Raw genomic sequence first — 9,970 nt, forward strand, 5'->3', positions numbered from 1 at the left:
GATTTTCTACGGCGACCAGTTGCTGACGACAAGCAACCCGCAAGCTGAAGCCAACCGAAAGTTGCTGGAACGCTTGGGAATGCGCGCCGAGGCTTCGCAGCAGATGGAAACGGCGGACGCGTGCGATGTGAAATGCGGGCATGCGCAGGTGCAGTAAGCCTGACTCTCACCGCTAAGTAAAAAGGGCGTTCCAACTCAGGTTGGAACGCCCTTTTCGCATCAGCTTCAATTCTTGTCCACAATCACCTGATCGAACGTCCCGCCATCGGCGAAATGGGTTTGCTGGGCTTTCTGCCAGTTGCCAAAAACCTGTTCCACCGTGAACGTCTTGATCGGCTTGAATTCGCTTGCGTGCTTTGCCAGCACCTCGGCATTACGCGGCCGCAAATGATGTTGCGCGATGATTTCCTGCGCCGCCGGCGTCCACAAATACTGCAGGTACGCCTGCGCCTGTTTGCGCGTGCCGCGTTTGTCCACGACCTTGTCGACCACGGCGACCGGCGGCTCGGCCAGCAAGCTCACCGACGGATATACTGCGCTGAAATCCTTCCCGCTCGCGCCGTTGCCCGCGCCGGTATCCATCAGCGCAACTTCGTTTTCGAACGTCACCAGCACATCGCCGATACCCCGTTGCGTGAACGTCGTCGTCGCACCGCGACCGCCTGTATCGAGCACCGGCACGTTCTTGAAGATGGCTTTTTCGAAGGCTTGCGCTTGTTGATCCGTGGCGCCCTGCTGCTTCTTGTAGCCCCACGCCGCCAGATACGCATACCGCCCATTGCCCGAGGTCTTCGGATTGGCGATCACGACCTGCACGCCCGGGCGCGCCAGATCGCTCCAGTCCTTGATGTTCTTCGGGTTGCCGGCGCGCACGAGAAACACCATCGTCGTGGTGTAGGGCACCGCGTTGTTCGGGAAATGCGTGCGCCAGTTGGCCGGCACAAGGCCGCCACGTTCGACCAGCAAGTCGATATCGTTAGGCTGGTTCATCGTGACGACGTCGGCCTGCAGGCCCTGCATCACCGACAAAGCCTGTGCACTCGACGCCCCATGCGACTGGCGCACGGACAGCGTTTCGCCGTTCTTCTGCTTATAGTCGGCAATGAACGCTGTATCGATGTCCTTGTACAACTCGCGCGTCACGTCGTAAGAAACGTTCAGCAACGACGTGTCCGCATGCGCGAACGTGCTCAGACCCAACGCCGCGAATGCAGCCCAGTGCTTCAAACCCGCCATGTATCCCCCGATTGTTCGAATAGTAAAAACCGCCGCCAGCGGCGATTCTATCGAAAACATTCGAAGGTTCGGGTCGCAAACGGTCGGATGCGTTATCCATACGCCGGTTGTTCGAAGCGCTCGAATACGTCGCGCGCCACTGCTTTCTTCTCGCCGAAATGCGACGGCGCGGCGCAATGGATCAGCGTATCGACAAAATACTTCGCGCGCGGCCACGGACCGAAGCCCGCGGCCGTGTTGATATGGCCGGCGTCGCCGAGATTCACCAGCGCGCTGCCGAACTGGCTGGCAAGACGCAGGGCATCGTCGAAGGGCATCCATGGGTCCGTCTGGCTCGCGATCAGCACCGACGGCACGTTCAGCTTGCGCGCCTCGAACGTGCCCGCGAACCGAAATTTGTCGGGGCTCGCCGGCGCGACGAACAGCACGCCTGCGACGGCATCGCCCGTCAACCCTTCGGCGATCGCATGCGCCGCCGCGAGGCAGCCGAAACTGTGCGCCGCGAGAATGACGCGGCCGCGAACGCTCGATACCGTGTCCGCGACGGCTTGCGCCCAAGTATCGAGTTGTGGCGCGTCCCAGTCGTCCTGCATGACGCGGCGCGATTTCGGCAATTGCCGCTCGAGCCACGTTTGCCAATGCGCGCCCTCGCTGCCGTGCAGACCCGGCACGGTGACGAGTCGCGGCGGCCAGGCGGATGTGCTGTTTGAACTCATGTGAACCTCGCTGCGGCCAAAGCCGGCATGGTGAGGACCAATTCTGCTGCGAGGCGGCGTTGGCGAGAACCAACTTATCGTCATTTGGTTATCGGCGAGGGAGCGGCGTTTTTTACCGGAGGGCGGTTTTATCGGCGAAACCGTAAAATGCGTGAATCCACTTGCGCAACCGCCTCATTACTCCAGCGAACACGACCCATCGATGAAGATCATTCTCTACGAGCATCAAGCCGAGGCCCAGGACTGGCTCGATGACCTGTCCCGCGCGCTTCCAGAAGCGGATATCCGACTGTGGCAACCCGGCGATAACGCCCCCGCCGATTACGCCGTCGTCTGGCGCGCGCCGCGTGAATTGTTCGCGAACCGCCCGGATCTGCAGGCGGTGTTCAATCTCGGCGCGGGCGTGGATGCAATCCTCGATATCGAACGCAAGGAACCGGGCACGCTGCCGCCCAATGCGCTGCTCGTGCGCCTGGAAGACAGCGGCATGGCGCAGCAAATGGAGGAATACGCGATCTACACGGTGCTGCGCTATCTGCGCCGGATGGACGAGTACGAGGCGATCCAGCGTGAGCATCGATGGGAAAAGCTCGAGCCGCATCCGCGCAAGACATTCACGGTCGGCGTGCTGGGAATGGGGGTGCTCGGCGCACGCGTGGCTCGAACGCTGACCGCGCTCGGCGTCCCCGTTCGCGGTTTCAGCCGCACGAAACGCGAGATTGAAGGCGTGCAGACTTTCGCGGGCGCGGAACAATTCGATGCGTTCCTCGATGGCGCGAAGATGCTCATCAACCTGTTGCCGCACACGCCGGACACCGAAGGCATCCTGAACGCCCGCGCATTCGAGCGGCTTGCGGCGGGGGCGTATATCGTGAACCTGGCGCGCGGCGCGCACGTCGTGGATGACGATCTGCTGCGCGCCATGAAGACCGGCCAGGTCGCGGCGGCGGCGCTCGATGTCTTTCATCAGGAGCCCTTGCCCGATAATCATCCGTTCTGGACCACGCCGCGCATCGAAATCACGCCACATGTCGCGGCCATTACGTTGCGCGATGAAAGCATCGAACAGATTGCGCTGAAGATCCGGGCGCTTGCGCGCGGTGAACCCATATCCGGCATAGTCGACGTAAAACGCGGCTACTGATGCCGCCCAACAAAGGAGACAGGCATGCTTCCGCCTAAAGTGAAAATCGTCGAGGTCGCACCACGCGACGGCCTGCAGAACGAGAAGGATTTCGTCGCGACCGGGCTCAAGATCGACTTGATCAACCGGCTCGCGAAAGCTGGCTTGCAGAACGTGGAGTCGGCGTCGTTTGTATCGCCGAAATGGGTGCCGCAAATGGCCGATGGCGCCGCAGTCATGGCCGGAATCGAACGGCGTCCGGGCACGATCTATTCGGCGCTCACGCCGAACCTACGGGGCTTCGAAGCAGCGTTCGAAGCGAAGGTCGACGAGATCGTGATCTTCGGCGCGGCGAGCGAAGCGTTCTCGCAGAAGAACATCAATTGCAGCATCGCGGAAAGCATCGAGCGGTTCGAGCCGGTGGCGAAGGCTGCGAAAGAAGCGGGATTACGCGTGCGCGGCAGCATTTCCTGCGCGCTCGGCTGCCCTTATCAAGGCGACGTGCCGGTCGCGTCCGTGGTCGATGTCGTCGAGCGCATGAAAGCGCTGGGCTGCGATGAAATCGATATTGCCGACACCATCGGCGTCGGCACGGCGGGGCGCACGCGCGAGGTGATGGCGGCGGTATCGAAGGTATTCCCGCGTGAACGGCTGTCCGGCCATTTTCACGATACCTACGGCCAGGCCGTCGCGAATGTCTACGCGGCGCTGCAGGAAGGCATCGAGATATTCCATGCATCGGTGGCGGGGCTCGGCGGCTGTCCGTATGCCAAGGGTGCGACCGGCAACGTGGCAACCGAAGACGTGATCTTCCTGCTGAACGGACTCGGCATTGAAACGGGGGTGGATCTGGATCAGCTCGTGGAAATCGGCGACTTCATTTCGCAGGCCATCGGCAAACCGAGCGCATCGCGCGTGGGACGCGCATTGCTCGCGAAGAAACGCGACGGCGTGACGCCTTGCGTCTGAAAAACAAGCTCTCAGGAACCGGACCCAATGAACGAAACACTCGACGCCCTGCCCGAATCCGCCCGGCGCGTAGCCCGTTTGCTCAGCGAACGCGGCCATGCAAAACCTGTCGTGATGCTCGCGGAAACCGGCAAGACATCGGCGGAAGCTGCGGCCGGACTGGGCTGCTCGGTCGCGCAGATCGCCAAATCGATCCTGTTTCGCCGCAAGGAGGACGACGCGCCGGTGCTCGTGATTGCGAGCGGCGCAAATCGCGTCGATGAAAAGAAAGTCGCTGCGCGCGTGGGCGAGCTCGGCCGCGCGGATGCCAGGTTCGTCCGCGAAAAAACGGGTTACGCGATCGGCGGCGTCTGTCCGATTGGTCACGTCACGCCGCCGGTCACGTTGATCGATGAAGACCTCCTCGCGCTCGACAGCCTCTGGGCTGCCGCCGGTCATCCGCACGCGGTGTTCAACCTGACGCCACAGGAATTGATCGCGCTCACTGACGCGCCCGTCGTGGATGTCGCGTTGCGCGAGACGGCGTGATGACTGAAGCCGTGGCGTCGCCGTGTATCGATGTATGCAGGATGAATCCACGCACGGAACTTTGCGACGGCTGCTTTCGCACGATCGATGAAATCGCGGGCTGGTCGTCATTCGATGACACGCAAAAGCGCGCGGTGCTGGATCTTGCGTCAAAGCGTCCTCGTGTTGTTCGCGTCGGCGAGCGGATGGAGGCCACGCTCGAACTGCCGCCTGATTCCATCAAGTCGTTCGCGACCCTTGTCAACGACCAGAACCCGCTGCATCACGACGATGCCTACGCCGAAGCCAGCCGGTTCGGGTCTCTGATTGCATCGGGTACGCAGCCCACCGCGCATTTGATGGCGGTGCTCGCGACACATTTTTCGGCTTACGCGCAACCGCTCGGACTCGAGTTCGGCATCAAGCTCGTGCGCGCGGTCAAGGTGAACGACGTGCTCGCCATGCGCTGGCTGATCACCGATGCCCACTGGAAAGCCAGCCTCGACGGCGACCTGGTCAAGCTCGACGGCGAGGTGCTGAATCAGCTTGGCGAGACAGTCGTCAAGGCGACAGCGACGATCGTGGTGATGCCTCGGAAGGCCCAGGCATGATCCAGTTTCCTGCTTCGATGCGCGTCTTCGAGCGCGGCTGGCTGTCGTCGAACAACGTGCTTTTCATCGACGATAAAAACACCGCCTTGATCGATTCCGGCTACTCGTCACACGCGGCGCAGACGCTCGCGCTCGTGCGCAATGCGCTCGGCGCCGGGCGTTCGCTCGATCTGATCTTGAACACGCATCTGCACTCCGACCATTGCGGCGGCAACGCGTTGTTGCAGGCGAACTTCGCGTGCGAAACCTTGATTCCGCAAACCGAAGCGCAAGCCGTACGCGACTGGGACGAAGACAAACTCACGTTTCGCGCAACCGGGCAAACCTGCGAGCGCTTCAGTTTTACCGGCACGATTGCGCCGGGTGCGGTCTTGAATCTTGGTGGTATCGATTGGTCCGTGCTCGGCGCACCCGGCCACGATCCGCATTCGCTGATGCTGTATTCATCGGTGGAACGCTTGCTGATCAGCGCCGACGCGCTGTGGGAAAACGGCTTCGGCGTGATCTTCCCGGAGCTGGAAGGCGAAAGCGGATTCGCGGAACAGCGCGCGGTGCTCGACCTGATCGCCACGCTCGATGTACGCGCGGTGATTCCCGGCCACGGCGCGCCCTTCACCGATGTTTCGAAGGCGCTGGATGTGGCGTCATCGCGTATCGATTATTTGCGTGCCGATTCCGAGCGCAACGCGAAGAACGCGCTGAAGGTATTGATCGTGTTCAAGCTGATGGAGTTGCGCTCCATGCAGGTCAGCGAACTGATCCTGATGGCCGATACCGCCCGCGCCATGCGCGCCGCCGCAGCCATGCTCTCCGGCAACCACGCGCAACTGATACGCAAGTATCTCGGCGAGCTTCAAACGAGCGGCGTGCTGAAGGTGGATGGCGAGACGGTGACGGTTGTCTGAAGCGCCAGGGCAAAAAGAAAGCCGCTTGTCTGCTGTCGATGGGTTATCGATATACAGGTCCAAGCGGCGGAATTTGTTGACGTGATCAGCGCCTGATGCATCCTAACGCGCCTGTTTTTGAGATGCATCGGTGCTTTCCCTACAGACCGATAACACTTACCTGAACACTCGATGACGCCAGGTGCCGCATCATGCGGCGCGCTCGGTCGCCTCGAAAAAGGCGAGGATTTCCTTAAGCAACTCGTCGGGCACTTCCTCCGGAATGTAATGGCCCGACGGCACCGCACGGCCGCTGACATCGCGCGCCACGCGCCGCCATTCGTCGAGCGGCTCGAAACATTGTTCGATCACGCCCTCCTTGCCCCACAACACCCGCAACGGGCACGCGAGTCTGTTGCCGCACTCCAGATCCGCGCGATCATGCTCGAGATCGATACTCGCCGATGCCCGATAGTCCTCGCACATCGCGTGCACCGCGCCGGGCTGACGCAACGCATCGCGATACGCCTGCAACGCATGCGGCGCGAACGGCGCGAGGCCCGCGTGACGGCTGCCCATCACGCGCTCCACATACGCATCCGGATGCGCGCCGATCAGCAGCTCGGGCAGCGGCTCCGGCTGGATCAGGAAGAACCAGTGGAAATAAGCGGTGGCGAAAGCGCGGTCGGTGGCTTCGTACATGGCGAGCGTCGGCGCGATATCGAGCAGCATCAGCCGGTCGACGGCTTGCGGAAAATCCAGCGCCATCCGGTGCGCCACACGCGCGCCGCGATCGTGCGCGCAGACCATGAAACGCTCGAAGCCGAAATGCCGCATGACGGCGACCTGATCGGCGGCCATCACGCGTTTCGAATACGGCGTGTGGTGTTCGTCGCTCGGCGGTTTGCCCGACGCGCCGTAGCCGCGCAGGTCGGTGGCGATTACGGTGAAATGCTGCGCCAGATCTTTCGCGAGCCTGTGCCAGATCTCATGCGTCTGCGGATGACCGTGCAACAGCAACAACGGCGGTCCGCTGCCGCCCTTCATGCCGAAAATATCGACGCCCGAAACATTGAAGGTGAACGGTTGGTAGTCTTCGAACGGCATGGCGTCTCTATCCGATGATCCGATGAACGGGAAAACGATTGTAGGCGTCCTCGACGATACTAGACTGCTCTCGTGCCCGAATCAGGGTAGAACCTGAAGACTTCCTCAGTTCATGCCGGTCATGCGCGCTACAGCTTCGCCTATAATCGAACGATCGTTCGGCTTTCGTGCTCAGCTTCATATTCAATCAGGAGACTCGTGTCATGGCACTCCCCGCCGCTTTGCAACACCTCGCGCTGCCGGTCATTGCTTCACCGATGTTTATCGTCAGCTATCCGGAGCTCGTGCTCGCGCAGTGCAAGGCGGGCATTGTCGGCTCGTTTCCCGCGCTGAACGCCCGGCCGGCCGAGTTGCTCGGCGAGTGGCTCACGCAGATCAACGAGGGCATCGAGGCGCACAAGGCGGCGAATCCCGGCGCGCCGGTCGGGCCGATTGCAGTGAACCAGATCGTGCATCATTCGAACGCGCGGCTTGAAGCCGATGTACGCGTGTGCGTTGAGCATCGCGTGCCGATTTTCATCACGAGCTTGCGCGCGCCGGTGAAGGAGATGATCGACGCGGTTCACAGCTACGGCGGCATCGTGCTGCACGACGTGATCAATATGCGGCACGCGGAAAAGGCGCTGGAGGCAGGCGTTGATGGCCTGATCCTTGTAGCAGCGGGCGCCGGCGGCCACGCGGGGATGACGTCGCCGTTCGCGCTGGTCGGCGAAGTACGGCGCATTTTCGATGGACCCATCGCGTTGTCCGGCGCCATCGCCAATGGCGGATCGATCCTCGCCGCCCAGGCAATGGGCGCGGATTTCGCGTACATCGGCACGCGCTTTATTGCAACGCGCGAGGCCCATGCGCTGGAAGATTACAAGACGGCAATCGTAGGATCGAAGGCCGCCGACATCATCTATACGAACCTGTTCACCGGCGTGCACGGCAACTACATTCGCCAAAGCATCGTGAACGCGGGGCTGGACCCGGATGCGCTGCCGGCATCGGATAAAAACGCGATGAATTTCGGCGATGCCGCGGTCAAGGCCAAGGCGTGGAAGGAAATCTGGGGCGCGGGACAAGGCGTGGGCCTGATGGACGATGTCCCGACCGTGGCCGAACTCGTGACGCGCCTCAAGCAGGAATACGACGGCGCGAAGGATCGGCTCGGGATCGCGCGTTGATTTTCGGCTGATTGGGCTAAATTAAAAAAATCCCCGTCACGGTCAGGACCGGGCGGGGATTTTTTTCAAGCGTGTTGCTCTAATCAGAACTTCGCGCGGATGCCAACGCCGTACGTGTTGCCGCTGGAGATGCTCGTGTACTTGTCGTTGAGGTATGCCGCGTAGACATCGGTACGCTTGGACAGCGGATAGTCGTAGCCGAGCGCCCAGCTCTTGTGCGTCTGATCCAGGCCGCCATTGCTGCGCGAATACGCGTACGACGCCATTACCGAGCCAACGCCCACCGGAATCGTCACGCCGCCCTGCCCGGTGTTGACGTGGAACGTACCCGGATCGATATCGTTCTTCGTGTACATGTATTGCGCGAAGAACTTGACGTACTTCATGTCGTACGACGCACCGAGTTGAGCCACGCTCTGGCTCTTGTAGCCCGGTATGAAGGTCGACAGGTCAGTTGGTGCCGAGCTGAAGTTCACGTACTGGTACACGCCGGTCGCGGCAAACGGGCCGTGAAAGTAGAGGAACTGCGCGCTGTATTTCTTCGCGCCGTTTTCGCCTGCCTGGTTGCCGAGGCCGTACATCACGCTACCCGACAAGCCGCTGAAATCCGGCGTCGTGTACTGGACCGAGTTGTTCCAGCCCGAGTCGCCAACCACGCCCTGATCGGTCGTGTACGTGGGGAACGTGCTCTGTCCGAGGAACACGTGATACACCATCGGCGAGAAGGTGTAGGAATCGATGAACGGGTTGAACAGAATCGTCGATACAAACAGCTGCGTCGTCAGCCGGCCCGCAGTGACGGTACCGTACGGCGACTGGATGCCCACATACGAGTTGCGGGCGAAAAACGTATCGCCCTGAAAGCGGCCGTATTGACCGTTTTGCGCACGGAAAAAGCTTTCCAACGTGAAGATGGCTTTGTAGCCGTTACCCAGATCTTCGCTGCCCTTCATGCCCCAGTAGGACGTCGACATACCGCCGCCACCCACGTTCCAGGCGCGGTCGCTGCCTGGAAACTTCGTGGCGCCCACCCATTCGTCGACCTGTCCGTACAACTGGACGCTCGATTGCGCTTGGGCGGAACTGGCGGCAAGCAAGCCGAACATGCCGGCAGTAACGGTAGCCTTGGCCGCGGCCTTAAGCACGCGGTTCACGGGTGGCTTCATGGACTCTCCTGTCGTATTAACGTTAAAACGGGATTCGGCGAGGGACATTGCCTCGCTTTATCGGACTGTTCTTATAAATGTCCGCTATGCGTGCGGATGGCTTAGGGCGGGACCATCTTTACGGATCATTTTTCTGGACAAAAATAACTTTCCTTATGCTGTCTATAGCGGTTTCAATACATTGCGCGCGACGAACTTTTATCGCCCGATGTAACGCGATGCGAAAAGGACGCTTGAACGAGGAGCCGGTCTGCCAGTCGATAGCCCGCGATGCTATATGCCACGGTGCACCCGGGCAATCTGCAATCCGGCAACAATAAAAATGCGATCAGAAACGCTCGCCGAACCCATTGTTAATGCGACTAATTTTGAGAGGAATGGATGCGGGCATCTGGCGACAAGACTGTGGCGGGATTACGTCATTGCGACGCTCGCCATAGACGCGGGAATTGTTTTTTGTTTTGTACTCGCAAGCAAAGATG

10 protein-coding genes and 1 pseudogene are annotated in these 9,970 nt (G+C 60.9%); 7 read left to right on the top strand and 4 right to left on the bottom strand.

Annotation, left to right across the window (positions count from 1 at the left end; all coding sequences use genetic code 11):
* Positions 1-157: pseudogene (locus tag ACFFAR_RS14920) on the top strand (biotin synthase BioB); the annotation flags it as partial.
* A gap of 68 nt (positions 158-225) precedes the next feature.
* On the opposite strand, the gene ACFFAR_RS14925 reads toward ACFFAR_RS14920, so the two are convergent.
* Both ACFFAR_RS14925 and ACFFAR_RS14930 read right to left on the bottom strand, forming a co-directional pair.
* Positions 226-1,236 (bottom strand): sulfate ABC transporter substrate-binding protein, encoded by a 1,011-nt coding sequence (locus ACFFAR_RS14925; protein ID WP_174364988.1) that lies wholly within the window; start codon positions 1,234-1,236, stop codon positions 226-228.
* Positions 1,237-1,328: 92 nt separating this feature from the next.
* Entirely contained in the window at positions 1,329-1,952 is a 624-nt protein-coding gene (locus ACFFAR_RS14930) for an alpha/beta hydrolase (protein ID WP_174364986.1), read from the bottom strand.
* A 202-nt stretch (positions 1,953-2,154) separates the two neighbouring features.
* Here ACFFAR_RS14930 and ACFFAR_RS14935 point away from each other — a divergent pair, with 202 nt between their 5' ends.
* From ACFFAR_RS14935 to ACFFAR_RS14955, 5 genes are read left to right on the top strand one after another with little or no spacing between them, the layout of a single operon-like run.
* Positions 2,155-3,096, top strand: coding sequence for a 2-hydroxyacid dehydrogenase (locus ACFFAR_RS14935; RefSeq protein WP_375508062.1), 942 nt, complete (start codon positions 2,155-2,157; stop codon positions 3,094-3,096).
* Positions 3,097-3,120: 24 nt separating this feature from the next.
* Entirely contained in the window at positions 3,121-4,044 is a 924-nt protein-coding gene (locus tag ACFFAR_RS14940) for a hydroxymethylglutaryl-CoA lyase (protein ID WP_174362195.1), read from the top strand.
* A 27-nt stretch (positions 4,045-4,071) separates the two neighbouring features.
* A complete protein-coding gene (locus ACFFAR_RS14945) occupies positions 4,072-4,572 on the top strand; it encodes a YbaK/EbsC family protein (protein ID WP_174362194.1) in 501 nt (166 codons plus the stop codon).
* 41 nt (positions 4,573-4,613) lie between these two features.
* A complete protein-coding gene (locus tag ACFFAR_RS14950; RefSeq protein ID WP_375508063.1) occupies positions 4,614-5,162 on the top strand; it encodes a DUF1289 domain-containing protein in 549 nt (182 codons plus the stop codon).
* Positions 5,159-6,067: an MBL fold metallo-hydrolase gene (locus tag ACFFAR_RS14955; protein WP_174362192.1), complete on the top strand. Its 909-nt coding sequence runs from the start codon at positions 5,159-5,161 to the stop codon at positions 6,065-6,067. Before ACFFAR_RS14950 ends, ACFFAR_RS14955 begins: the two co-directional genes overlap by 4 nt.
* Positions 6,068-6,256: 189 nt before the next feature.
* Here ACFFAR_RS14955 and ACFFAR_RS14960 read toward each other — a convergent pair whose 3' ends face one another.
* On the bottom strand, positions 6,257-7,153 hold the full coding sequence (locus ACFFAR_RS14960; protein ID WP_086383252.1) for an alpha/beta fold hydrolase: 897 nt from the start codon (positions 7,151-7,153) through the stop codon (positions 6,257-6,259).
* Between the two features lie 203 nt (positions 7,154-7,356).
* Here ACFFAR_RS14960 and ACFFAR_RS14965 point away from each other — a divergent pair, with 203 nt between their 5' ends.
* Positions 7,357-8,322 (top strand): nitronate monooxygenase, encoded by a 966-nt coding sequence (locus ACFFAR_RS14965; protein ID WP_174362191.1) that lies wholly within the window; start codon positions 7,357-7,359, stop codon positions 8,320-8,322.
* An 83-nt stretch (positions 8,323-8,405) separates the two neighbouring features.
* Here ACFFAR_RS14965 and ACFFAR_RS14970 read toward each other — a convergent pair whose 3' ends face one another.
* A complete protein-coding gene (locus ACFFAR_RS14970; RefSeq protein ID WP_236873413.1) occupies positions 8,406-9,428 on the bottom strand; it encodes a porin in 1,023 nt (340 codons plus the stop codon).
* Positions 9,429-9,970 lie beyond the last annotated feature (542 nt).

Source organism: uncultured Caballeronia sp. (assembly GCF_964243625.1).
Taxonomy (GTDB): Bacteria; Pseudomonadota; Gammaproteobacteria; order Burkholderiales; family Burkholderiaceae; genus Caballeronia.